General features: G+C 64.5%; 23 protein-coding genes. 10 read left to right on the top strand and 13 right to left on the bottom strand.

Annotation, left to right across the window (positions count from 1 at the left end):
- Positions 1-10 precede the first annotated feature (10 nt).
- Both GJ695_RS19010 and GJ695_RS19005 read left to right on the top strand, forming a co-directional pair.
- A complete protein-coding gene (locus GJ695_RS19010; RefSeq protein WP_154367457.1) occupies positions 11-1210 on the top strand; it encodes an EAL domain-containing response regulator in 1200 nt (399 codons plus the stop codon).
- A gap of 96 nt (positions 1211-1306) precedes the next feature.
- Positions 1307-3721: a catalase gene (locus tag GJ695_RS19005; RefSeq protein WP_154367455.1), complete on the top strand. Its 2415-nt coding sequence runs from the start codon at positions 1307-1309 to the stop codon at positions 3719-3721.
- A gap of 111 nt (positions 3722-3832) precedes the next feature.
- On the opposite strand, the gene ppsR is transcribed toward GJ695_RS19005, so the two are convergent.
- The gene (gene ppsR / locus GJ695_RS19000; RefSeq protein ID WP_154367453.1) at positions 3833-4681 is read right to left on the bottom strand and encodes a posphoenolpyruvate synthetase regulatory kinase/phosphorylase PpsR; all 849 of its coding nucleotides are present in this window, start codon (positions 4679-4681) and stop codon (positions 3833-3835) included.
- A gap of 152 nt (positions 4682-4833) precedes the next feature.
- Here ppsR and ppsA point away from each other — a divergent pair, with 152 nt between their 5' ends.
- From ppsA to GJ695_RS18980, 4 genes are all read left to right on the top strand, one after another.
- Positions 4834-7263, top strand: coding sequence for a phosphoenolpyruvate synthase (gene ppsA, locus GJ695_RS18995; protein ID WP_154367451.1), 2430 nt, complete (start codon positions 4834-4836; stop codon positions 7261-7263).
- Between the two features lie 148 nt (positions 7264-7411).
- The gene (locus GJ695_RS18990; protein ID WP_154367449.1) at positions 7412-7834 is read left to right on the top strand and encodes an NfeD family protein; all 423 of its coding nucleotides are present in this window, start codon (positions 7412-7414) and stop codon (positions 7832-7834) included.
- A gap of 21 nt (positions 7835-7855) precedes the next feature.
- Positions 7856-8806 (top strand): SPFH domain-containing protein, encoded by a 951-nt coding sequence (locus tag GJ695_RS18985; protein ID WP_154355660.1) that lies wholly within the window; start codon positions 7856-7858, stop codon positions 8804-8806.
- 9 nt (positions 8807-8815) lie between these two features.
- The gene (locus tag GJ695_RS18980) at positions 8816-9223 is read left to right on the top strand and encodes a DUF4259 domain-containing protein (RefSeq protein WP_154367447.1); all 408 of its coding nucleotides are present in this window, start codon (positions 8816-8818) and stop codon (positions 9221-9223) included.
- Between the two features lie 5 nt (positions 9224-9228).
- On the opposite strand, the gene GJ695_RS18975 is transcribed toward GJ695_RS18980, so the two are convergent.
- The 6 genes from GJ695_RS18975 to GJ695_RS18950 form a co-directional block, all read right to left on the bottom strand.
- A complete protein-coding gene (locus GJ695_RS18975) occupies positions 9229-9840 on the bottom strand; it encodes a PEPxxWA-CTERM sorting domain-containing protein (RefSeq protein WP_154367445.1) in 612 nt (203 codons plus the stop codon).
- Between the two features lie 111 nt (positions 9841-9951).
- A complete protein-coding gene (locus GJ695_RS18970; RefSeq protein WP_154367443.1) occupies positions 9952-11028 on the bottom strand; it encodes a TIGR03118 family protein in 1077 nt (358 codons plus the stop codon).
- A 70-nt stretch (positions 11029-11098) separates the two neighbouring features.
- Positions 11099-11794, bottom strand: coding sequence for a TorF family putative porin (locus GJ695_RS18965; protein WP_371866578.1), 696 nt, complete (start codon positions 11792-11794; stop codon positions 11099-11101).
- Complete coding sequence (locus GJ695_RS18960) at positions 11791-13062, bottom strand: S8 family peptidase (RefSeq protein ID WP_371866577.1); 1272 nt, start codon at positions 13060-13062, stop codon at positions 11791-11793. Before GJ695_RS18960 ends, GJ695_RS18965 begins: the two co-directional genes overlap by 4 nt.
- Positions 13059-13817 carry a zf-HC2 domain-containing protein gene (locus GJ695_RS18955; RefSeq protein ID WP_371866576.1) on the bottom strand — a complete coding sequence of 253 codons (759 nt, stop codon included), beginning with the start codon at positions 13815-13817 and terminating at the stop codon, positions 13059-13061. Before GJ695_RS18955 ends, GJ695_RS18960 begins: the two co-directional genes overlap by 4 nt.
- Positions 13818-13825: 8 nt before the next feature.
- The gene (locus GJ695_RS18950; RefSeq protein ID WP_154367437.1) at positions 13826-14380 is read right to left on the bottom strand and encodes an RNA polymerase sigma factor; all 555 of its coding nucleotides are present in this window, start codon (positions 14378-14380) and stop codon (positions 13826-13828) included.
- A gap of 88 nt (positions 14381-14468) precedes the next feature.
- On the opposite strand from GJ695_RS18950, the gene GJ695_RS18945 reads away from it, so the two are divergent.
- Positions 14469-15305, top strand: coding sequence for an NAD-dependent protein deacetylase (locus GJ695_RS18945; protein WP_154367435.1), 837 nt, complete (start codon positions 14469-14471; stop codon positions 15303-15305).
- On the opposite strand, the gene GJ695_RS18940 is transcribed toward GJ695_RS18945, so the two are convergent.
- The 3 genes from GJ695_RS18940 to smpB form a co-directional block, all read right to left on the bottom strand.
- Complete coding sequence (locus GJ695_RS18940; protein ID WP_154367433.1) at positions 15302-15856, bottom strand: FlgO family outer membrane protein; 555 nt, start codon at positions 15854-15856, stop codon at positions 15302-15304. The genes GJ695_RS18945 and GJ695_RS18940 overlap by 4 nt on opposite strands.
- Positions 15856-16551 carry a hypothetical protein gene (locus tag GJ695_RS18935; protein ID WP_154367431.1) on the bottom strand — a complete coding sequence of 232 codons (696 nt, stop codon included), beginning with the start codon at positions 16549-16551 and terminating at the stop codon, positions 15856-15858. Before GJ695_RS18935 ends, GJ695_RS18940 begins: the two co-directional genes overlap by 1 nt.
- A gap of 161 nt (positions 16552-16712) precedes the next feature.
- On the bottom strand, positions 16713-17162 hold the full coding sequence (gene smpB / locus GJ695_RS18930) for an SsrA-binding protein SmpB (RefSeq protein ID WP_154367429.1): 450 nt from the start codon (positions 17160-17162) through the stop codon (positions 16713-16715).
- A gap of 75 nt (positions 17163-17237) precedes the next feature.
- Between smpB and GJ695_RS18925 the strand changes: the two genes are divergently transcribed.
- Both GJ695_RS18925 and GJ695_RS18920 read left to right on the top strand, forming a co-directional pair.
- Positions 17238-17672: a type II toxin-antitoxin system RatA family toxin gene (locus tag GJ695_RS18925; protein WP_154367427.1), complete on the top strand. Its 435-nt coding sequence runs from the start codon at positions 17238-17240 to the stop codon at positions 17670-17672.
- Positions 17662-17952 (top strand): RnfH family protein, encoded by a 291-nt coding sequence (locus GJ695_RS18920; RefSeq protein ID WP_154367425.1) that lies wholly within the window; start codon positions 17662-17664, stop codon positions 17950-17952. The genes GJ695_RS18925 and GJ695_RS18920 overlap by 11 nt, the downstream gene beginning before the upstream one ends.
- 3 nt (positions 17953-17955) lie before the next feature.
- On the opposite strand, the gene GJ695_RS18915 is transcribed toward GJ695_RS18920, so the two are convergent.
- Positions 17956-19152, bottom strand: a complete 1197-nt coding sequence (locus GJ695_RS18915) for an esterase/lipase family protein (protein ID WP_154367423.1) — start codon at positions 19150-19152, stop codon at positions 17956-17958.
- 129 nt (positions 19153-19281) lie between these two features.
- Here GJ695_RS18915 and GJ695_RS18910 point away from each other — a divergent pair, with 129 nt between their 5' ends.
- A complete protein-coding gene (locus GJ695_RS18910; protein WP_154367421.1) occupies positions 19282-20121 on the top strand; it encodes a substrate-binding periplasmic protein in 840 nt (279 codons plus the stop codon).
- Between the two features lie 5 nt (positions 20122-20126).
- On the opposite strand, the gene GJ695_RS18905 is transcribed toward GJ695_RS18910, so the two are convergent.
- Positions 20127-22373, bottom strand: a complete 2247-nt coding sequence (locus tag GJ695_RS18905; RefSeq protein WP_154367419.1) for a beta-glucosidase family protein — start codon at positions 22371-22373, stop codon at positions 20127-20129.
- A 35-nt stretch (positions 22374-22408) separates the two neighbouring features.
- Positions 22409-24778, bottom strand: a complete 2370-nt coding sequence (locus GJ695_RS18900; RefSeq protein WP_154367417.1) for a GH36-type glycosyl hydrolase domain-containing protein — start codon at positions 24776-24778, stop codon at positions 22409-22411.
- Positions 24779-24788 lie beyond the last annotated feature (10 nt).

The raw sequence follows: 24788 nt of genomic DNA, 5'->3' as shown, positions 1-24788 counted from the left end.
GGGAGCCGTCATGGACATCGCGCAGTTGCACTTTCTGGTAGCCGAAGGAGATCAGGTTCAACGCCACGCGCTGGCGGACATCCTGGTGCATCTTGGCGTTGGCCGGATCACGCAGGCGCCGGACGGCCACACCGCGCTGCGCCACTTCAATGCCGGCATCACGCCGGCGGTGGACATCGCCATCATCGACCTGGCGCTGCCGGGCATGGACGCGCTGGAACTGATACGGCGCCTGGGCGAAGCCCATTGCCGCGCTGGCGTCATCGTGGTCGGCGCGCAGACCAACGCCGTGCTGTTCTCGGTGGAGACCATGGCTGACGCGTATGGCGTCAACGTGCTGGGTGCGATCGGCAAGCCGGTCATCGGCAGCCGCCTGGTGTCGCTGATCCAGAACTACCTGCAACCGGGCGAGTCGCAAGGCGCGCACGAACCGGCGCCGTCGCTGTCGTTTGCCGAAGTGGGGCAGGGCTTGCAGAACCGCGAATTCGATCCCTTCTTCCAGCCGAAGATCGAACTGGAAACCGGCCAGGTAAAAGGCCTGGAGATGTTCGCCCGCTGGCGCCATCCGCTGTATGGCGTGCTGGGCCCGGCCTCGTTCATGCCGGCGCTGGAAGCGGCGCGGCGCGTGGACTTCCTCGACTGGACCATGATCGAAAAATCGGTGCTGGCCTGCCGCACGCTGCATGACCGTGGGGTGCCGATCTCGGTATCGATCAACGTCGACCAGACCACGCTGGCGCATCCGCAGTTCATGGAGCAGATCACGGCCTGCCTGGAGCGGCACCAGATCATGGCCGACTACATCACCTTCGAAATGCCCGAATCGGCGGTGTTGAGCACCGATCCGCACTTCCTCGAACGGCTGCTGCGGCTGCGCATGAAAGGCTTTGGCCTGGCGATCGACGACTACGGCACCGGGCGCAGCAACCTGCAACTGCTGGCGCGCATCCCGTTCTCGGAACTGAAAATCGACCGCAGCTTCGTCGACGGCGCCTCCAAGCGGGCGGCGATCGGCACCGTGCTGCGCTCCTGCCTCGGCCTGGCGCGCAGCCTGGACCGGCGCTCGGTGGCGGTCGGCGTCGAGACCAAGCAGGACTGGGACTTCCTGCAAAGCCTCGGCTGCACCTATGCCCAGGGCTACTACATCGCCAAACCGATGCCGGTCGAAGACTTCCCGGCCTGGCTGGCCGACTGGCAGCACTTCTTCTGACCCTGGATTGAGGCTGATCAAACACACTCAGCTGTAACAGTCGCACACTCGATGCCCTGCCTCCCGCCGGGGAGGCGCCCACATTCGAGGTGCGACATGGCTAAACGTAAGAACAACGGTGGCGCGGTGGACGGCGCCGGTTCCATCCTCAGTACAGTCGCCGGGCCGGCCGCGCCGCCGCATCCGTCGCGCCTTGGCCCGCCGAATCCCATTTCAGATCAACTGCTGGAGAAAGTCACCGGCGACGAAAAGCTCGCCGCCGAGCGCCCGTTCAACGCCACCAAGGCGCTGGAATACGGCGAGGCGGCCTACACGCCGCACCCCGGCGAGACCCACGCGGCGCCAACGCCCATCGCGACCGCCAGCACCAGCACGGAAACCATCGCTTCAGAAAAAGTCGGCGACGGCCAGCCCGATATCGGCGACAACGCCATCAACCGTCCGCTGGACCGCGTGCGGGTTGACGACACGGCGCGCGAACTGACCACCGACCAGGGCGTCCCGGTGGCCGACAACCAGAACTCGCTGAAAGCCGGCTTGCGCGGCCCGACGCTGATGGAAGACTTCATCCTGCGCGAAAAAATCACGCACTTCGACCACGAGCGCATTCCTGAGCGCGTGGTGCATGCGCGCGGCTCCGCCGCTCATGGCTACTTCGAAAGTTATGAAGACCTGCGCGCCATCACCCGCGCCGCGCCGTTTGCGGCCAAGGGCAAGCGCACGCCGGTGTTCGTGCGCTTCTCCACCGTGGCAGGGGAGCGCGGCTCGGCCGACACCGTGCGCGACGTGCGCGGCTTCGCCGTCAAGTTCTATACCGATGACGGCAACTGGGATCTGGTCGGTAATAACATGCCGGTGTTCTTCATTCAGGATGTGATGAAGTTCCCGGACCTGATCCACTCGGTCAAGCCGGAGCCGCACAACGGCATGCCGCAGGCGGCCAGCGCGCACGATACGTTCTGGGACTTCGCCTCGCTCAGTCCCGAAATCGCGCACATGCTGATGTGGCATACGTCGGACCGCGCCATTCCGCGCAGCTACCGCACCATGCAGGGCTTCGGCGTGCACACCTTCCGCCTGGTGAACGCCAGTGGCGAATGGGTGTTCTGCAAATTCCACTGGACGCCGCTGGCCGGCACCTATTCGCTGGTGTGGGACGAGGCGGCGCGCCTGACCGGCGCCGATCCTGATTTCCATCGGCGCGATTTGTGGGAAGCCATCGACAGCGGCCAGTTCCCCGAGTGGGAGCTGGGCCTGCAGATCTTCACCGAGGAGCAGGCGGCGCAGTTTCCGTTCGACGTACTCGATCCGACCAAGATCGTGCCGGAGGAGATGGTGGCGCTGCGCACCGTCGGCAAGCTGGTGCTGGACCGGAATCCGGATAACTTCTTCGCCGAGACAGAACAGGTGGCGTTCTGCGCCGCGCATGTGGTGCCTGGTATCGACTTCACCAACGATCCGCTGCTGCAAGGGCGCATTCACTCGTACATCGACACGCAGATCAGCCGCCTGGGCGGCGCCAACTTCCACGAGATCCCGATCAACACGCCGGTGGCGCAGATTCATAACAACCAGCGTGATGGCATTCATCGGCAGCAGATCAACCGTGGGCGTGTGAGTTACGAACCGAATTCGCTGGCCGGCGGCTGTCCGTTCCAGGCTGGCGTGCGCGGTTTCGTCAGCGTGCCGGAGCCGTCCCAGGGCAACGAGGTGCGCGGCAAGCCGGAGCTGTTTGCCGACCACTATTCGCAGGCGCGCCTGTTCTGGATCAGCCAGAGCATGACCGAGCAGCGCCACATCATCGGCGCCTTCCGTTTCGAACTGACGCGGGTGCAGACGCCGGCGATACGCCGTCGCACGCTGGCGTTGCTGGCGAATATCGACAGCGGATTGGCTGGCGCCGTGGCGGATGGATTGGGCATGGAAGTGCCGCCGCCGCTGCCGCCCGCGACTGACCGGCCAGCGTATGATTATCCGCCGTCGCCCGCGTTGTCGCTGTTCGCGCGGCCTGGCAATGCGGGCATCCGCACCAGGCGTGTGGCGCTGCTGGTGGCGGCTGGCGTGGATGGTGTGCAGGTACGCAAGCTGTATGCGGCGTTGCTGGAGCAGGGCGCGGTGCCGCGTCTGGTGGGGCAGAAGATTGGTGCGCTGACCTCGTATACCGATGCGCCGCTGGATGTGGAGATCAGCCTGGAGACCGGGCCGTCGGTGTTGTGGGATGGCGTGATTGTTCCCGACTGCGCGGATGCGCGCGATGCGTTGAGCCGTGACGCCAGTGCGCTGGAGTTTGTGAAGCTGCAGTACCGGCACGGCAAGCCGCTGCTGGCGCTGGGCAGTGGTGGGGAGTTGCTCAAGGCCGCCAAGATTCCGCGCAAGCTGTCGCATGGGGTGCCAGACCCCGGGGTGATCGTCGCGGAACCCGGCGACGTTGCTGAAGCCCTGGAGCGGTTCAGGTCCGTACTGGGGCAGCATCGCGTGTACGCGCGCGAGACGGATCCGGCGCGCGTTTAACCCGCACGCTTTAGCTACGACGCCTGCGTTACCACTTAGGGGGCCAGTCCGCAGGACTGGCGGGCGAAGCCCTATCCTGACCCTGGGTCAGACCCCACCTGGCCGTGCGGGTTAGTACTCGCGCCGGTCCGGCTTGATTTCCTGCAGGATGGTGGTGGAAATCTCTTCAATCGACTTGGTGGTCGACGACAGCCAGCGGATGCCTTCGCGCTTCATCATCGCCTCGGCCTCGTTGACCTCGTACCGGCAGTTCTCCAGCGCCGCATACTTGCTACCCGCCCGCCGCTCATTGCGGATCTCGCTCAACCGCTCCGGCGTGATGGTCAGCCCAAAAATCTTCGCCTTGAACTCATACAACGACGACGGCAACCGGCCCCGCTCGAAATCATCCGGAATCAGCGGATAGTTCGCCGCCTTGATCCCATACTGCATCGCCAGATACAAACTGGTCGGCGTCTTGCCCGAGCGCGACACGCCCACCAGGATCACGTCCGCCTCCGACAGATTCTTGTGCGACTGCCCGTCGTCATGCGCCAGCGAGAAGTTGATCGCCTCGATGCGGTTCTTGTACTCCTCGCTATCGACGATATTGTGCGAACGGCCAATCGTGTGCGTCGATTTCACGCCCAGTTCTTGTTCCAGTGGGGCAACAAAGGTCTGGAACATGTCCATATACATGCCTTTGCATTGCCGTATGACATCGGACAACTGCGTATGGACCAGCGTCGAAAACACGATCGGCCGTTGACCATCAGTCGTAAACGCCTCGTTGATCTTGCGCACCGCGTCGTGCGCCTTGTCCAGCGTGTCGATGAACGGCAGCCGCACCTGGCGGAAGCGCAGCTCGAACTGGGTCAGTACGGAGTGACCAAAGGTTTCGGCGGTGATGCCGGTGCCGTCGGAGACGAAGAAGACGGTACGGGCGGCGGAAGGCAGGGGTTGTCGTTGTTCTTGTGTCATGTAGAGGAGGCTATCGGTATTGTGAATCGTCAATTCGCGCCACAGGCTGTAGAATAATCGCCATAGGTAAGATTGTGCTGCACGACGAACAGAATAACAAGAAACAAGTCTGCGCCTCGCTGGAAGATTTCTATCATCAAAAAGGTGTCACTATGTCCAACGCAGCATTGAAGGAGCAAAACAACGAAGCGGTCTACGTTGCCTCGTTTGAACACTTGCGCATGACGGATGTCGAATCCGTCGGCGGCAAGAACGCCTCGCTCGGCGAGATGATCAGCCAACTGGCCGGCGCCGGCGTGCGCGTGCCAGGCGGCTTTGCCACCACGGCCCAGGCTTTCCGCGACTTCCTGTCGCACAGCGTGGCCGGTGGCAAGTCGCTGGCCGACCGTATCGCTGATCGCCTGTCGGATCTGAACATCGACGACGTGCGCTCGCTGGCGCAGGCCGGCGCCGAGATCCGCCAGTGGATCATCGACACGCCGTTCCAGCCACGCCTGGAAGCCGAAATCAAGACCTACTACGAACAACTGGTGGCCGATTCGTCGACCGAAATGTCGTTCGCCGTGCGCTCCTCGGCCACCGCCGAAGACTTGCCGGACGCCTCGTTCGCCGGCCAGCAGGAGACCTTCCTCAACGTGGTCGGCATCGACAACGTGCTGGACGCGATGAAGCACGTCTTCGCCTCGCTGTACAACGACCGCGCGATCTCGTACCGCGTGCACAAGGGCTTCACCCACGCCGAGGTGGCGTTGTCGGCCGGCGTGCAGCGCATGGTGCGTTCCGACCTCGGCGCCGCCGGCGTCATGTTCACCATCGATACCGAGTCCGGCTTCAAGGATGTGGTGTTCGTCACTTCCAGCTATGGCCTGGGCGAGACGGTGGTGCAGGGCGCGGTCAATCCGGACGAGTTCTACGTCCACAAACCAATGCTGGAAAAAGGCAAATCGCCTGTCATCCGCCGCAACATCGGCTCCAAGCTGCTGAAGATGGAATTCACCAGCGAAGCCAAGGCTGGCCGTTCGGTGAAGACCGTCGACGTGCCGGTCGAGCTGCGCAACCGCTACTCGCTGAACGACGAGGAAGTGGTGGAGCTGGCCAAGTACGCCGTCATCATCGAGAACCACTACGGCCGTCCGATGGACATCGAGTGGGGCAAGGATGGCCGCGACGGCAAGCTGTACATCCTGCAGGCGCGTCCTGAAACCGTCAAGTCGCAGCAGAAGGCGACCGACGTGCAGCAGCGCTTCAAGCTCAAATCGAGCGGCACGGTGCTGGCCTCGGGCCGCGCCATCGGCCAGAAGATCGGCGCCGGCCCGGTGCGCGTGATTCACGACCCGGCCGACATGGAACGCGTGCAGCCAGGCGACGTGCTGGTGGCCGACATGACCGACCCGAACTGGGAACCGGTGATGAAGCGCGCCTCCGCCATCGTCACCAACCGTGGCGGCCGTACCTGCCACGCGGCGATCATCGCGCGTGAACTGGGCGTGCCGGCGGTGGTCGGCTGCGGCGACGCGACCGAGGTGCTGAAGGACGGCACTTTCGTCACCGTGTCCTGCGCCGAAGGCGACGAAGGCAAGATCTACGACGGCCTGCTGGAAACCGAAGTGTCCGAAGTGGCGCGCGGCGAGCTGCCTAAGCTGCCGACCAAGATCATGCTCAACGTCGGCAATCCACAGCTGGCGTTCGACTTCCAGTCGGTGCCGAATGCCGGCGTCGGCCTGGCGCGCCTGGAGTTCATCATCAATAACAATATTGGTGTGCACCCGAAAGCGATCCTGGAATATCCGAACATCGACGCCGACCTGAAGAAAGCGGTGGAGTCGGTTGCGCGCGGCCACGCTTCGCCGAAAGCCTTCTACGTCGACAAGCTGGCCGAAGGCATCGCCACCATCGCTGCGGCGTTCTGGCCGAAACCAGTCATCGTGCGCCTGTCGGACTTCAAGTCCAACGAGTACAAGAAGCTGATCGGCGGTTCGCGCTACGAGCCGGATGAAGAAAATCCGATGCTGGGCTTCCGCGGCGCGGCGCGCTACCTGGCCGCCGACTTTGCCGGCGCCTTCGAAATGGAATGCGCCGCCATGAAACGCGTGCGCAACGACATGGGCCTGACCAACGTCGAGATCATGGTGCCGTTCGTGCGTACGCTGGGCCAGGCTGAAAAAGTCGTGGACCTGCTGGGCAAAAACGGCCTGGTGCGCGGCGAGAACGGCCTGCGTCTGATCATGATGTGCGAAGTGCCATCCAACGCGATCCTGGCGGAACGCTTCCTGGAGCATTTCGACGGCTTCTCGATCGGTTCCAACGACCTGACCCAGCTGACGCTGGGCCTGGACCGCGATTCCGGCATGGCGCTGCTGGCGGCCGACTTCGACGAGCGCGACGACGCCGTCAAGGCGCTGCTGTCGCAGGCGATCCAGGCTTGCCGCAAGCAGGGCAAGTACATCGGCATCTGCGGCCAGGGTCCATCGGATCATCCGGACTTCGCCGCCTGGCTGATGGAGCAGGGCATCGAATCGATGTCGCTGAACCCGGACTCGGTGATCGACACCTGGCAGAAACTGGCCAGCCTGCAAAAGTAATAAAGTGTTGACGCCCGCTGTAAATGGTATAGACTGGAGTTATCGAATTTAGTAGCAAAAAACTCTATCAATACCATTTGTACAGTAGCAAAAACCCTCGCAGCCCATTCCGGGAAGCGGGGGTTTTTGCATTTGAAAGGAGAGCATCATGGCTGACTGGAGCTACTGGCTGGCTGCCGCCGGCGTCACAGTGATACTGGAACTGTTCAGCGGCACTTTCTACTTGCTGATGATCGCCATCGGCCTGGCGGCGGGTGCGGTTGCCGCGCTGCTCGGCTTTGGCGAGGCGGTGGCGCTGCTGGTGGCCGCGCTGGTCGGCAGCGCCGCCACCGTGGCGCTGCGCCGCAGCCGCTATGGCCGCCAGCAGGAGCGCGTGCAGGCCGAGCGCGATCCGAACGTCAACCTCGACATCGGTCAAACCGTCCACGTGCCGGCATGGCAGGATGGCGCAGCGCGCGTGATGTATCGCGGCGCGCTGTGGGATGTGGAGTTGGCGCCGGGGGCGGCAGCCACGCCCGGCCAGTACACGATACGCGAAGTACGCGGCAGCCGCCTGATCGTGGCGGCTTAAGATTCACTCACGGAGAACCACATGGACATCAGTATTGGCAACGTCACCTTCATCCTGTTTATTCTGGCGCTGGTATTCGTCTTTAAAACCATCAACGTGGTGCCGCAGCAGCACGCGTGGGTGGTCGAACGTCTCGGCAAATACCACGCCACGCTGGGGCCGGGCCTCAATATCGTGATTCCGTTTGTCGACCGCATCGCCTACAAGCACGTGCTGAAGGAGATACCGCTCGACGTGCCGCCGCAGGTCTGCATCACGCGCGACAACACGCAGCTGCAGGTGGACGGCATCCTGTACTTCCAGATCACCGACGCCATGCGCGCCTCGTATGGTTCGTCCAATTACATCGCCGCCATCACGCAGCTGGCGCAGACCACGCTGCGTTCCGTCATCGGCCGCATGGAGCTGGACAAGACTTTCGAGGAACGCGAGCATATCAACACCGCCATCGTCAATGCGATCGACGAATCGGCCGCCAACTGGGGCGTGAAAGTGCTGCGCTATGAGATCAAGGATCTGACGCCGCCGAAAGAGATCCTGCACGCGATGCAGGCGCAGATCACCGCCGAGCGTGAAAAGCGCGCGCTGATCGCGGCGTCGGAAGGCCGCAAGCAGGAACAGATCAATATCGCCAGCGGCGAACGCGAGGCGCAGATCGCCCGTTCCGAAGGCGACAAGCAGGCCGCCATCAACCGCGCGCAGGGCCAGGCGGCGGCGATTGTCGCGCTGGCGGAAGCGAATGCCTCGGCGCTGCGCCAGGTCGGCGCCGCCATCCGCGAGCCGGGCGGCGAGGATGCGGTCAACCTCAAGGTGGCGGAACAATACGTTGGCGCCTTCGGCCAGCTTGCCAAGACCAATAATTCGATTATCATACCGGCCAATCTGGGCGATATGAGCGGCCTGATCGCCACCGCGATGCAGGTGGTGAAGACGCAAAAAGACGCGCCGCTCGTCAAGCCCGCCAAAGCATAAGGAGCAGGCATGGGTACATGGTCGGTAGACGCATTTGGCAATGACTACGCGCAGGACTGGGCGGAAGACTTGCACGAAACGGGCAATCTGGACGCGGTGGAAGACACCCTCAACACCGCGCTGGACACGCCGGGCGAACTCGATGCGCCGTTCGGCGCCGAAGCGCTGGTGGCGATCGAAGTGCTGGCGCGCCTGCAAGGCAAGGGCGGTCCGCGCAGCGAGGACAGCGCATCGGTGGATGAATGGGTGGAGGCGCGCAAGCCGAAAGCCAAACCGCGCGCCGACCTGGCCGACAAGGCAGCGCGCGCGCTGGAGCGCATCCTGTCGGAGGAATCCGAGCTGCGCGCTTTATGGGAAGAGAGTGAACACTACGAGGCGTGGCGCGCTTCGGTCGAAGACCTGCGCGCCCGCCTGTAGCCGATTTACTGCTTGCGGCGGCGGGCAATGGCGCCAACCAGGCCCAGGCCCAGCAACATCATCGCGTAGGTTTCAGGCTCCGGCACGGCGGCCGTCAGCGACACGTGGTCCAGCGAGGTGCCCAGGCCGTCGCTGGTGCCCACGGCCTGGAAGCTCAGCGTTTCCGCATGGCCGGTGCCGATCAGCGTGTAGGTGGCCAGCTGCCAGCCGCCGCCCAGCGAATTGTTCACCGTCGCCACCGTGTTGCCGCCCCAGCTTACTTCCAGACCTTGCGACGAGGTTGGCACGCGGACGCGGTCCTGGAACTCGAACGTCAGCGTGTAGCGCTGGTTCAACACCGTGTTGATCGATTGGCTCATCGAGCTGTTGGCCGAGGTGTCCAGCTCAACGAAGTTCACGCCGTTCGACGCCACGCCTTCGACGTTGTTGCGCAGTTCAATGCCATAGGCACCACCGGTCCAGCCCGTCAGGTTGCTGTAGATGTTCCAGCTGTTGTTTGGCTGCGTGTTCAGTTCGAAGCTGCCGTTGGTCAGCAGTTCGGTAGCGGCGTGGGCAGCGGAGCCGCCAGCCAGCAGGGCGGCGACGGCGACGGCTTGGAACAGTTTGGTGGTTTTCATGGCGTATCCCGGGTTGTTGTTATGTGGTAAATTAAATTTCTCAAAAGACATGAGAATAATAATCTGCTATCGCTCGGCAACCTAGAGACATTTGTCACTTTTATAGCCGTTTCACATCATGTCGATCCGGCCGTACAGACCGTGCGCTTCGTCGCCCGGCCCGGCGGTGAAGAACAGGGTGTTGGTGGGCTGGCTGTTTACGCCGGGACCGAAGGCGATGCCCCACAAGCCATCGATCGCCACCGCGCTGCCGTCGGTCTTGCTGACGGTGCCGCTGATGGCGCCGGTGGCCGTGTCATAGGCGTTGATCTTGCCGTCACCGAAGTTCGCCACCAGCAGCTTGCCGCTGTAGGTGCCGAAGTTGGCCGGCGCTACCGCCATACCCCAGGGCGCATTCAGCGCGCCGCCTTTCACCAGTTGCTTGACCAGATTGCCGGCCGTGTCGAAGACATCGATCGCGCCCAGGCCTGCGCCCTTGACATCATCGTCGCCGGTGGTGGCGCGCTGCGCGTAGCTGACGTAGATGCGGTCGCCGACCGCCTGGATGCCGAACGGCGCGTAACCGGCAGGCAGCGCCGCGTCCTGGAAGGCGCCCGGCAGCGTGGCCTTGTTGAACGCGGCGTCATAGACGTCGATGCGGCCATGATGGAAGTCGGTCGCGTACAGGTAGTTGGCGCCGTTATAGGCGGCGATCGCCAGGCCCTTGTACACGACCTGCGTGCCGGCGCCATCGACCGCCGTCACCGTATTGTTGCGGTTGACCGTCGGCGACCAGGCCGAGATGCTGCCGTTCTCGCCGGCGAAGATGAACGGGCTGGCGGCCGTCACGCCGTTCTGCGTGATCTTGAAGTCGCTGCTGCCGTTGTAGGCGATGCCGGTTGGCGCGTCCGGCGTGGCCACCACCAGCGACTGCGGCACGCCGTTGCCGTCATACAGGGTCGAGCTGTTGCTGCCGTTGTTGGCCACCCAGACGAAGCCGGTGGGATTGAAGGCGATGCCCCAGGGGTTGATCAGTTTGGCGTCGCTGTGGGCGGCGGCGGTGCCGCTGTCGGCCACCAGGCTGGTGACGGTGAACAGGGTGTTGCTGACCACCGGCGGCGGTGCGACCGGCATGTCGCCGCCGCCGTAGCCGCTGCCGCCACAAGCGGCCAGGGTGGCTGCCATGGATAAGGAGAGAGCTGTGCGCATGGCGTTTCCTTTCGTTTGGACTGGTTGATGCGCTGTTAATGCCAGTCCGCGCCCGCAAGGTTCTTCTTTGTCAGAACGCGTAGGTCGCGCTCATGCTCCAGCTTTTGGATGGGTGGATCGGGTAGCTGTTGTAGCGGACGCCGTCATCCTGGCCTTGTTCGCGCGCCAGTTGCAGCGTCCAGTCGCCGAGCGGCACGCTGACGCCGAGCCGCGCGTCGTAGCGGGAGGTGGCGGGAATGCCGGGCCAGATGCCCTTGCTCAGGTTGCGCAGCAGGCCGGCGTGCGCGATCAGGTTGACGCTCGGGTGCAGCGGATAGAACAGATTCACTTCCCCATACAGCGTATGCGCATCGTAGCCGAGATAGCGCGGCGCATAGTACAGCCGTCCGCTGACGCGTTCGCCGGACAGGCCGCCGTAGCATTCCTGGAAATCGTTCATGTGCAACTGCGTGTAGCCGGTGTGGCTGCAACCGAGTTCCCAGCTCCAGCCGGAAGGCAGACGCTGCGCGAAGCCGGCGTAGCTTTGCAGCTTGTAGCCTTTGCGATCGCCGATGGTCAGGGCGCTGGCGAAGCCGCCCAGATACCAGCCGCCCACGGTATCGAGATTGAGCGTCAGCTGCGGCACCGGGCCGCTGTCGCCCGGCGACTGGCCGCGATAGCGGTACTCCGATTGCAGCGCCACGCTGCCGCTGACATCGACCTGCGCCATGACGCTATGCAGCGGCAGCAGCGCCAGCAGGGCGAATGCGCGCAACGACGGCGTCACGGCGCGGCGCCGCTTTGCGACAGCGCGCGGGCGCAGTTGGATTGGCGGACAAGGCGGGCGATAGTGGCGCATGCGTCGATGTTACCAGCGTTGAGCGCCGCCGCCGGTTGCAGCAGGGTGCGCAATTGTGCGGGGGAGGCATCCGGCTGCAATTCGTCGAGCAGCGCCAGCATGCCGGAGACGTGCGCCGCCGCATACGAGCTGCCGTTGACGAAGGCCCAGCGCCCGCCCGGCGCGGTGGTGGGGATGTCGTTGCCCGGCGCCAGCAGCAGCGGATCGCCCGGCCCCGTTTTGACGCCGCGCCCCTGCGACGCCACCGCCAGCACGCCGTGATGACTGGCGGGGAAGGCCGGCCCGCTGTTCTGCGCATCGACCGCGCCGACCACGCCGATGCCGCGCTCCAGCGCCACGTCCAGCAGACGGTCCAGCAGCCTGTCGGGCGGACCGGACAGGCTGAGGTTGATGACCCTGGCGCCGTTCAGGATGGCGTAGTTGATGGCCTTGGCGAGCGTGAAGCTGTTACATCGGGTGGCCTGGTCGGGCAGTTGCCAGCAGGCCCGCAAGCCCATCAGCCGCGCTTGCGGCGCCACGCCGATGATGCCGCCGTTGCCGGCGCGGGCGGCGATGATGCCGGCCACCGCCGTGCCGTGGTTCTCCGGCGGCGTGGGACCGGCATCGACGAAGTTGCTGTTGACGGTCAACTGGCCTTGCAGGTCGGGATGGCCGGCGTCGATGCCGCTGTCGACCACGGCGACCTTGACGTTGCGGCCGGTGGTGTAGCGGTGCAGTTCGGCCACGTGCCAGTAGCGCGCGGCCGGCTGTACCGGATAGAGCGGATCGGCGCTGGCCGCCTCCTGTCCCATGCCGCTGAAGCGCGCCACCGGCTGCGCCCATTCCACCTGCGGATCGTGCGTCAGCAGGGCGATCACGTGGTCGGCGGTTTCGTCGTCCGGATAGCGCATCACGTAGCAGTCGATGCCCAGCACCGGCATCGGCCAGTCGTCCAGCAGCGCCAGGCCGTGCTGCTGCGCCAGTTCCTCGGCGCGGCGACGGCGCGCGCTGCGGCCGCTGTCGTCGAGGTAGCGGCCGCCGTAGCTGGCGTCCGGCCGATAGTGGGCGGCGGGCAGGCGCAGCATCACCAGCACCTGATGCTCGCCGGATTCGTAGGCGGTGCTGACGATGGGCGCATCCTGCGCGTGTGCCGGCTGGCCAGCCAGCGCGGTCAGGCAGGCCAGCAGCAGCGCCACGCGCTTGCAGAAGGCGTTCACGGTGCGCTGCCGCCGTCCAGCGGCTCCACCAGTTTGACGGCGGACTCGGCGCGCAATGCCTGCAAGGCCTGGGCACGGCTGGCGGCGGGAACGTTGAGCAGGTAAGCGTCGGTCACGGTCGGGCCGTCGACCACGCGGGCGTTTTGCGCTTGCAGGATGCGGCGCAGTTCGCGCTCGCTGGTGCTGGGCTGGAACACCACCACCAGGTTGCCCATGGCCGCCGCGCCGGCGCCCAGCGTGCGGTAGGTGGCCGGATCGGCGTCGGGACGCAGCAGCAGCGTGCCCAGGCCGATGATCGCCATCCATTGCGCCGCAACCGCCCAGCGCAGCCAGGATGGCTGATTGGCGGCGGCCGCGCGCCACCACGATACGCGGTGTGCGGACGTCGCGCCAGTGTCCGGCCCGTGGGCCGCGATGGATGCGGCCGATGCGGCATCGGCCGCCGCCGCGCTCGTCGCCACAGCAGGCGCGACGCCGTCGCCGGCCATCGTTGCGGCGGTGCGCTCCTGCGGCCCCAGCGCCGGCAGCAGCCGCGCCAATGCGCCTTCCATGTCGACGCCGTCCGGCAGGCTGTCCGCGGACGCCGCCGCCTCGGCACGCATGCCGTGCTCCCATTCCAGCGCATGACGGCACTGGGCGCAGCCTTGCAGGTGCTCGTGCACACGCCGCGTCTCGTCGGCCGACAGCTGCGCCGACGCATACCACGGCAGCAATTCCTGCACCGCCTGGTGCACCGGGATATCCAGTCTGAACACGCGCCCGTTCATTGGCTGCTCTCTCTTTCGTTCCACAACAAATCCTTCAATCTGTGCCGCGCATGAAACATGCGGGTCTTGACCGTGTTGAGCGGGCACTCGACAATCTCGGCGATATCGGCATACGCCATCTCGTGATAATAAGTCAGCACCATCACCGCCCGCTGCGCCGCCGGCAGCGCATCGAGCGCGTCGGCCACGGTCTGCTGCAATTGCTGGCGGCCGAGCACTTGTTCCGGCCGGCTGTCGCCCTCATCTTCGTACAGCGACGCATCCGATTCGACCGGCTCGTCGGTCAGTTTCAAGCCTTTCAGGGTCTTGCGGTAGGCGATCGCGAAAATCCAGGTGGAAGGCTTGCAGCTGCCGTCATAGCTGGCCGCCTTTTGCCAGACGACCAACATGGTGTCATTGACCACTTCTTCGATCAGCGCCGGATTGCGCGCCATGCGCCCGGCAAAACGCGACAGACGTGGAAAATACGACCGGTAAAGTTTCTCGAAGGCGTGCCTGTCCCCGGCAGCGATCCTGCCCAGCAGCTGTGCGTCATCTGAATCCGGGGTCATGCAACTTCCTCCATTTTTCCCGTTAATGCCTTGCCGAACGCAAACGGTTCTACAAATCGGGAAATAATTTTTAGGCTACCATGCGCATATGAACCTGAACCAGCAAATTGACCAATTGAGCAGCTTCCTGCAGCGCCACGAGCGCGTGCTGGTGCTGACCGGCGCCGGCCTGAGCACGGCGTCCGGCATTCCCGACTACCGCGACAAGGACGGCGTGCGGCGCGGCCGCAATCCGATCCAGGGACCGGATTTCCGCAAATCCGAGGCCGTTCGGCGCCGTTACTGGGCGCGCAGCATGGCCGGCTATCCGACCCTGGCCGGCGCCGCGCCAAACGCCGGCCACCGCGCGCTGGCCGAGCTGGAAGCGGCCGGCCGCATCCACGCCATCATCACGCAAAACGTCGACGGCCTGCACACGGCTGCCGGCAGCCGCAGGCTGATCGAGCTGCATGGCAATATCCACGGCGTGCTGTGCCTGGAATGCCGCGCCGTCCATCCGCGCAGCGAGATCCAGGACTGGCTGGCGCAGGCCAATCCGTCGCTGGTGCCGACCGGGCCGGCGGGCGAGGTGGTGCCGGAGGCGCGGCCGGACGGTGACGCCGAGGTCGAGCTGGATGAATTCCAGGACTTCCAGCTGCCGGTGTGCGCGGCCTGCGGCGGCGTGTTGCAGCCCGACGTGATCTTCTTTGGCGATAATATCCCGCCGCAGCGCACCGCCGACGCCCTGCAATGGGCCGACGAGGCGGATGCGGTGCTGGTGGTCGGCTCGTCGCTGATGGTGTTTTCGGGCTTCCGCTTCGCCAAGCTGGCGGCGCAAGCAAACAAGCCGATCGCGGCCATCAACCTGGGCAAAACCCGGGCGGACGACCTGATCGGCCTGAAAGTGGAGGCGTCGGCGGTGGAGGTGCTGCCGCTGCTGCTTTAACGCTGGAGCATCGAGCGGACGATGGCTTCCTTGGCCAGCACGTAGTCATGACCGGCCAGCACGAAGTTGGTGTTCGGCTGGATCACCTTGATGTTGATGAACACCATGTCGCTGGTCTCCGCATAGGACCCGACCACGATCGCCTGCGCATTGTGGCTGGTGGCGACTTCACCGATTTCGCGGGTCAGCATCAGCTCGCCCTGGTTGCGCTTCAGGTAGACGCTGTTGCGCAGCTTCATTTCCAGCATGCTCAGGCCGCCTTGCGCCATGCGCGTCGACACCTGTTCCGACACCAGGCGGCCCAGGGTAGTCGTTTGATCCAGCGCGTCGATATTGACCACGGTGGCGACGATCAGCGGCTTGTCTGCCACCAGCTTGCCGCTCAGTTGCTGCAGCAGCGCGTCGGCGGCCTTGTAGTTGGCGTTGATGAACTGGTTGGGCGAAATGGTGGCGTAGTTGCCTTCTTCGTTCTTCGGCGACGAGGAGCAGGCCGCCAGCATCAGCAGTGGCGCGGCCAGCACGGCGGCGCGCGTCAGGGATTTCATCAGCATTACATGTCTCCGCGTACCTGGAAGGTACGGGTCAGTTTAGGTTCTTCGGGCTTGGGATCGACGATGCCGTACAGGATACGGTCGCTGTCGGCCACGTAATAGGCGGAGGTGCTGCGCGCCACATAGCGGTACTGGTCGGACACCGAAACGGTGACGATGATTTCGGTCTTCGGCGTGTCGCCCGGGGCGAACTGGGCGTTGAACCAGTCGTAGGCGTCCCAGGCGCCGGCGCCGACCGCCACGTTGAGCAGGGCCGGGGCTTCGATTTCGCTCAGCAGCCAGACGCCGCTGCCGAGGATGGCGCGTTCGCCGTGGTAGCGGTATTGCGGACGGTTGGCGCTGAAGGTCACGGCCTGCACGTCCATCTCGACCTTCAGCGAGCCGGCCGGGGTGCGCGAGACCACGTGACCGTCGTTCACCAGCGAGGTGGTCAGCTGGGTCGCCAGCGCGTGCTGGAACGGCGTCGCGTCCTTCGGTTCATTGATGTACACCGGGCGCGGCGGGCTTTTCTTCAGCTCGGCCACGACGCGTTTCTCGATATTGTCGGAAATAACGCCCCAGTGATAGGCCGCTTGCAGCTTGGCCTGCTTGGTGGTGGGGAAGTTGGCTGCCAGCGGCGTCGGCGTATAGCGCGATGCGCATCCTGCCAGCAGCGTCAGCCCGGCCGCCAGAGCCATTGCAGTTTTCAGCGCCATGATAGCCTCGTCGTCAAGTTTCTGTCCGGTCGCGGCCAAGCGCTGGCCGCGAATGTAAAATCATCTTCGTCCAGTTTAGCATGGATGTTTCTAATTAGAAATTCTCCCGGCGATAAAAAACCCGGTACGGGACCGGGTTGTGTACGGGGCGCGCAACAGTTTTAGCGCGCGTGGGTCTTCATCGCGGCCGCCACTTCGCGCTTGCCGTCGCGATCTTTCTCCGTGGCACGTTTGTCGTGCATTTTCTTGCCCTTGGCCAGGCCGATTTCACATTTCACGCGGCCGCCCTTGTAGTGCAGGTTGAGCGGCACCAGCGTGTAGCCGGCGCGCACCACCTTGCCGATCAGTTTGTCGATCTCCTGGCGGTGCAGCAGCAGCTTGCGGGTGCGCACGGCTTCCGGGCTGATGTGGGTGGAGGCGGTCGGCAGGGCGCTGATGTGGGCGCCGAACAGGTACAGCTCGTCGCCCTTGATGGTGACGTAGGCTTCCTTGATCTGCACGCGGGCGTCGCGGATGGCCTTGACTTCCCAGCCTTCGAGCACGATGCCGGCTTCGAAGCGGTCTTCGATGAAGTAGTCAAAAAAGGCTTTTTTGTTATCAGCTATGGTCATGTGTGGGTATCGGTTAAACTACTGCTGCGCGCCGTCGGACGCGAATAATTCAACATCATAGCAAATGGTTAGACAATGGCAGTAGTACACAAATCAGTTTTCCTGGGTTACAGCGCGCAGCAAATGTTTGATCTGGTGGCTGGCATCGAGGACTATCCCAAATTCTTGCCGTGGTGCGGTGGGGTCGAGATCCGTGAGCGGAATGGCAATGTCGTGGTGGCCAGTGTCGGCATCAACTACCACGGCGTCAAGCAGAGTTTTACCACGTCCAATGAAAACACGGCGCCGACCACCATCAAGATGAAGCTGGTGGACGGTCCTTTCAAGTGCCTGGACGGCGTCTGGTCGTTCAAGCCGCTGCGCGACGACGCCTGCAAGATCGAGCTGGACCTGCATTACGAGTTTTCCAGCGGCCTGCTCGACAAGCTGGTGGGGCCGGTGTTCGGCATGATCGCCAACAGCATGGTCGATTCCTTCTGCAAGCGGGCGGAAACGGTGTATGGCGGCTGAGACCTTCTCGATCCAGGTGTGCTATGCCAGCGACGCGGTGCAGTTCCTGCGCGAGCTGCAAGTACCGGTCGGCACCACGCTGGAGCAGGCGATCGCCCTGAGCGGCGTGCTGCAGGAGGTGCCGGGGCTGGACCTGAGCCAGCTGCAAACCGGCATCTACGCCAAGAAAAAGCCGCTGGACACCGTCCTGCGCGCCCACGACCGCATCGAACTCTACCGCCCCCTGATCGCCGACCCCAAGAACGCCCGCCGCCGCCGCAAAAACCCCGCGCCTGTTTGAATGCTATGGCAGATGCTGAAGCACGAAATCCCGCGTTGCTTGCTGGCGGAAGAATTCGGTGTGCCAGACCTGGTTTTGTTTCTGCTCGGCGCTGCCGAAGCTGAGGATCTGGCCCGCGTCCGGCGTGGCGTGGGGGAGGAGGACGCCGGCGTAGGGGACCACCATGTCGTTGGCATCCGTCATCAGCGCGCGGCTGAGTAGGGAGCCGGTCTGCTCCAGCACCGAGTCGCCGAAGTCGAAGTTGGCGCGCGCAAAGTAGCTGTTGGCGCTGGTCAGCAGCGAGCCGCTGTCGTCCAGCAGCTTGATCAGCGTGGAGCCGCTCGCCAGCGCCTGCACGCTCGGCCGGCCAAAGCCCAGCGACACCACCATCCGCGCCAGCCCGATCACCAGATCCAGCGCCATGCCGCCGCTGAGCGACGCCAGCAGCGCCGCCGCGTTCAGCAATTGCTGGATCTGCTCCGGCTCCGCCAGCGGCGATCCCTGGTTGGCCGCCGCCACGAAGATCACCTTGCCCAGCTTGCCGATGCGCCCAGCCCGCGCCCGCACGATATCGACCATCCCCTCGCTCAACATCGAGCGCACCACCAGCCCGCCACGGCTGTGACACAGGATGTCCACCTCCCAGTTGCCATTGAACGGCAGCCGCTGCAACAGGTTCAGCGCGTTTTGCTGCGGCGTCCTGGCGATGGTCCAGTGGTCGTAGCCGAACACCCGGCCCTCATAGCGTTCCAGCAGCGGCGCCAGATCCAGCTCGCCAAACGCGCCGGCCGTCGAACTGAACACGCCGTGCACCAGCAACAGCACCTTGCGCCCGCGCGCCGCCGCCAGTTCCTGCGGCGTGGCGGTCTGCCCATAGCCATGCCGCAGGGCCAGCAGGCGCTCCGGCTTGTTATGCGCTTCGATCTTGTCGATCATCGCCTGCGTCATGCGCTCCCTGGCGTTCAGCGTCGCCTGCACGATCCAGTCCCAGCCGGCCTGCGGCGCCAGCGACGGGCCGGCCGACGGAAATACAAACTGCACGCAGCCGCTGTCCTTGTGGCGCACGATGTGGAACCCGGCGTCGGCGATGAGCGCGGCCGGCAGCGGCGGCGTGCCGGCCATCGGCTGCAGGTCCGGCATCGCCGCCAGCATGGCGTGATCGTCCACCGCGTCCTGCAGGGCGCGCTGCAATTCGGCTTGCTTGTTGGGAGTGAGCGGCATAGCGCCAAGTGTACCGCCGTCGATGGCACGCGCTTTGCACTGTTGCAAACAGGCTTTGCGGAGATGGGCCTTCCTCGCCGCCCTGGGCCAACCTAAGATACACTCATCGTTACTAGCGGAAAAGAGTCCATGATGAGACGCAACCGGATGTTCCTGATCGCCACGTTTTGGTGGAGCCTGCCCGCCGCGCATGCGGAAGCGCTCTGTCCGCCCGTGACGCGCGTCGGCCTCAGCGACCTGGGCTACACCTCCTATCGCGACCAGGGGCGGATCGCCGGCATCGCGGTCGATGTCGCCAACGAGATGGGACGCCGCACCGGCTGCAAGTTCGAATTCCACTGGTATCCGCGCCAGCGCCTGTTCGTCGAACTGGCGGCGGGGCGCATCGACATGACCATGGGATCGCTGCGCACGCCCGAGCGCGACGCCTACGCGCATTATCTGCCTTACGCCTGGCTGCAATATGACCTGGTGCTGGCGCAGTCAGGCGGCCAGCAATACGCCAGCCTGAGCGACTTTGTCGCGCGCGGCAGCGGACGCCTTAACGTCACGCGCGGCCTGGCTTACGACACCGCCATCGAGACCCAGCTGGCGCTGCTGGCCGCTGCCGGCCGTCTTGAGCTGGTGAATGATTTCGAAACTGTTTTCAGCAAGCTGGAAATGGGCCGTGCCGACGGCACGCTGGCAACGCCGCCCATCTACGGCAAATACCTGAAGCACAGCCGATTGAAAGCGCACACGGTGATCGTGCCGCTGCCCGAGGCGACGCCCCGGTTCACCGGCATCTACCTGTCGAAGCAAACGATTTCGCCGGTAGTGCGCCAGCACTATGCGGCGGCATTGAAAGCCATGACGGAAGAGCAGAAGGTGCGCGCCATTTACACGCATTATTTTGACGAGGCCACCGTCAAGCGCACCTTCCGCCTTGGACCGGCGCCGCTGCTGGGCGCCTTGTCCGCCGAGGACTGACGGCCTTACCGGCCGTTGACGTCCACGCTGGTCGCGTCCAGCTTGACCTTGACGCTGGCAGCCGGCTTGGCGCCGGCCGATTCGGCCAGCGTCACCAGGTATTCGCCGGCGGCGATCTTCCAGGTCTTGCTGGCGCTGTCGTACACGCCCACCAGACGCGGATCGATCTTCACCGTGGCCTTGCCGCTGGCGCCGGCCTTCAGCGCCAGCTTGTTCCAGCCGCCCAGGCGCTTCGGCGCTTCCCAGCCGCCAGCCACCGGCGACACGTACACCTGGCCGACCGCCTTGCCGTCACGCGCGCCGGTGTTCTTGATGCTGAAGCTGACCTCGATGCCTTTGCCCGCAGGCTGGGCGCTCAGGTCGTCGTAAGCGAAGCTGGTGTACGACAGGCCGTAACCGAACGGGAACAGCGGCTTGTGGCCTTTCAGGTCGAACCACTTGTAGCCGACCGCAGCGCCTTCGATGTTGTAGTCGGTGACGAACTTCTCGATGAGGTTTTCATCCTTGGTCTTGGCGTCGCCATCGAGCTTCGGACGCGGCAGCTGGGCCAGCGAAGCAGGGAAGGTGGCCGGCAGGTGACCGGACGGATTGACTTCGCCGCTCAGCACGCGGGCAATCGCCGCGCCGCCGTTGGAACCCGCGTACCAGGCTTCCACCACCGCGCCGACGTTCTCCAGCCACGGCATGACCACAGGCCCCCCGGTCTGCAACACCACCACGGTTTTTGGATTGGCCTTGGCCACGGCGGCGATCAGCGCATTTTGCTGGCCCGGCAGATTCAGGTCGTCGGCGTCGAAGCTCTCGGCCATCCACTGGGTGCCGAAGACGATCACCACGTCGCTGCTGGCCGCCAGCTTGGCGGCGGCGGCGGCGTCCTTGCCGTCGTTGTAGGTCAGCCTGGCCTTGGTCAGCCTAGCCAGTTCGCCCATCGGCGACGAGCGGTGATAGACGATCGGGCCAGGGAAATAGCTCGGGCCTTCGTTCGGCACGGCCGAACCGCCTTTCGGGTAGACCTGCGCCGAACCGCCGCCCGACAGCACGCCGACGTCCGCGTGGCCGCCGATGATGGCGATGCTGCGCACGTTGGCCGCCAGCGGCAGCAGGTTGTGCTGGTTCTTCAGCAGCACGATGGCTTCTTCGGCGTCGGCCTGCGACACCTTGCCGTGCGCGGTGAAGTCGATGCCGGCGTCGGCCGACGTCGGCGTCGCCACCGGATGCTCCACCACGCCGTTGGCAAACATGGTGCGCGTGATGCGCTTGACCATGTCGTCCAGGCGCGCTTCCGGCACGTGGCGGTTGACCACCGCTTCCTTCAGCGCTTCGTTGAAGTAGCCGGATTTATCGAAGGGGAAGCCGGACTGCTGGTCCAGGCCGCGGTTGGCCGCCGGGATGGTCGAGTGGGTCGCGCCCCAGTCGGACATCACATAGCCCGGATACTTCCAGTCCTGCTTGAGCACCTGGTTGAGCAGGTAATCGTTCTCGCAGGCGTAGTCGCCGTTGACGCGGTTGTAGGAACACATCACCGAGCCAGGCTGGCCGGCCTCGATGGCGAATTGCAGCGCCAGCAGATCCGACATGCGGCCGGCCTGGTCGTCGATCTTGACGTTGATGTGATTGCGGTTGGTTTCCTGGTCGTTGAAGGCGTAGTGCTTGACCGTCGAAATGATGTGGTTCGACTGGATGCCCTTGATCTGCGCGCCGACCATGTGGCCGGCCAGCAGGGGATCTTCACCGCCGTATTCGAAGTTGCGGCCGTTGCGCGGTTCGCGCATCAGGTTGACGCCGCCGGCCAGCAGCACGTTGAAGCCGGTGCTGCGCGCTTCGCTGCCGATCATGGCGCCGCCGGCGAAGGCCAGCTCGGGATTCCAGGTGGCGGTGGTGGCCAGGCCGGAAGGCAGGGAGGTGCGCTCGTAAGGCTTCTTGGACACGGCCTGCGTGGCGACGCCGACGCCGGCGTCCGATTGCCACTGCGACGGCAGGCCAAGGCGGGCGATGCCCGGCACCCAGCCGGCCGAATCAGGACGGCCTTCCTTGGGCTGTTCGTATTTTTTCGGCGAGAACTCGGTCGAGAAGTAGGCGAACACGGTCTGGATTTTTTCATCCAGCGTCATCGCCTTGACCAGTTGCTCGGCGCGCGCATCCGGCGACTGCCTGGCGTCCAGCCAAGGTTGGGATGCGTCCGCGGCGTGTGCGGCGCCGGTTAACATCAGTGGATAAGCCAGTGCCAGAGACAGCCAGAGACGCTTCTTCATACGATACAGTGTCCTTATAATTTTTTAGTTAATCTTCAGCGCGGAATCAAGACCTCCAGCGCGTATGCTCCGCCTGCAACGATACCTTTGATAACGTTTTCAGTCAAACGATTACCGTCCTGCCAGACCTGAATTTCGCTGACGTCGGCGCGTTGTATAGACACGTTGAAGGTCGCATGGCGGAACTGGCGCACCACCTTGATGGCGTCCCAGTGCGAAGGCAGTTGCGGCTTGATGGTCAGGCCGTCGCTGTTGCCTTTCAGGCCGCACAGGCCTTCGACAAAGCACAGGTACACCCACGACACCGTGCCGGTGTTGAACAACTGGCTGGAGCGGCCGGCCGTGCGCGGATATTCGTGGTACGCGCCGCGATAGTAATTCGGGATGAACACCGGCAGCTGGCCGCGCTGCAGATAGTCTTCCTCGCTCGGGCCGGGCAGCATGCGGCGCAGCAGGTCGTAGGCGCGGTCGCCTTCATTGGCCGTGTACAGGCTGTAGATGTAGAAGATGGCGGCGTGGTTGTACACCGCGCCATTCTCCGCCGAGCCGGGATGCTTTTGCGTGACGCGGCCGACGTCGTCGCGCATGGCGCTGAACGGCGGCGCGAACATCTGCACGCCGTAGGGCGTCACCAGCTGCTCGTGCACCTGCGCCACCATCGAGGCGCGCTGGCCGGCGTTGGCGGCGCCGCCGAGTATCGCCCAGGCCTGCGGATTGAGCCAGATGCGGCCTTCCTGGTCCTTGCGGATGCCGAAGGTGACGTTGTCGTCGGTGATGCCGCGCGCGAACCAGTCGCCGTCCCACAGGTGTTCGTTGGCGGCGCGGTTGACGGTGCGCGCGCCGGCGCGGAAGTGCCTGGCGCTTTCCGCCAGCGAGGAACTGGCGCCGGTGGTTTCGCAAATCTCCGCCCACAGATTGAGTGCGTAGGCGGTGGCCACGGTCAGCCAGCCGGACACGCCGCGGCCCTTGTAGCCCACCATGTTCATCGGGTCGCACCAGTCGCCCTGGGCGATGTAGCTCAGGCCGCGCTTGTCGCGCGCCTGCAGCAGCCAGTCCATGGCGCTGCTCACGCGCTCGGAGACGGTGAGCGCGACGCCGCTGTCCTTGCCCACCACGTCTTCGTGGAGGATGTCGTAGTCGGCGGTTTCGTCGAGGTAGACCTTGAGCGCCACCGGCAGCCACACGCAGTGGTCGGTGTGCGGCACCTGGTTGATGTACTTGAGCTCCGCGCCCTCGGTCAGCAGAATCCCGTCCGGCATGGCGCCGCTGGCTTCCTGCTGCGACAGCGCGTGCAGGAAGGCCTTGCGCATCACGCTGGGCTTGATGAAGCTCATGCCCATATTGTCCTGCAGGTAGTTGCGGGTCTGCGGGTCGGTGCTTAAACGATTGACGTCGCCATGGTAGAACACCTGGCGCGGCAGCCAATTGTTGACGAAGTTATCGAGGTCCGCATCCGGCGTTGCGATGCGCAGGCAGCCCTGGCCGCTGGCGACGTAGGCGGCGTATTCATCGCGCGTGGCCTGGAAGGCGGCGGCGCTCAGGTACTTGGCGCGCAGCGCCAGGATCTCGGCGTCATCGAAGGCGGGGCCGAACAGGAAGCGGTAGTCGCGCGTTTCGCCGTCGTTCAGCGGCAGTCGGTACTGCACGGCGGCGGTTGGCGTTTCGTAGCGGGCGTCGCTGTCGCCCAGTTGCGTGGCGGCGATGGCGGACGGATAGTGCAAGCCGCCTTCGCCCTCGAACGCCGACTGGCGCACCTCCCAGGCATCCGGCGCCTGCTCGCACAGGAAGTAGGTCTTGTCCTTGAAGTCCTTCTGCTTGAAGTAGTCCGCCACCTTCTGGTACGGCGTGACGCTGCTGGCGACCACGCCGCCCAGGTCGGAGCGATATTCGCCGGACTGGTTCATCCACGACATGTAGCCGATCGGGAAATAGGGATAGACGCTGAGCTTGCGCGCGCGGCCGGAGATATTGGTCACGCGCAGCGACCACAATTCCACCACGTCCGCCACCGGCAGACTGAGACTCAGTTCCACCCGCACGCCCAGGTGTTCGATGGTCCAGGCCAGATCGCTCTTGCCGACCGAGAAGCTGTAGCTGTCCACCGGCGCGCGCACCGGCTCGTATGGCGCGGAGAACAGCGCGCCGGTTTCCTCGTCCTTGATGTAGAAGAAGCGGCCCGGGTGGTGGGCGTAGTAGTTCTGCTCCGGCTGCATGAAGGTCTTGGCCTCCAGGTTGGGCGCGTGGGCGTATTTGGCGGGTTCCGGCTGCATGAACTGCGCGGTGGCGTAGCCGCGGCAGGTGACCTGTATCATCATCTTCTGATTCCACAGGAAGCCTGCTGCTTGCGGCATGGCCGTGGGGCTGGTCAATTCGTAGCGGTCGCCATTGTGGGTAGGGCGTAGCATATCTCTCTCC

This window comes from Duganella alba, assembly GCF_009674495.1.
GTDB classification, from domain to species: domain Bacteria; phylum Pseudomonadota; class Gammaproteobacteria; order Burkholderiales; family Burkholderiaceae_D; genus Rugamonas; species Rugamonas alba.
This window is presented reverse-complemented; position numbering and strand designations above follow the sequence as displayed.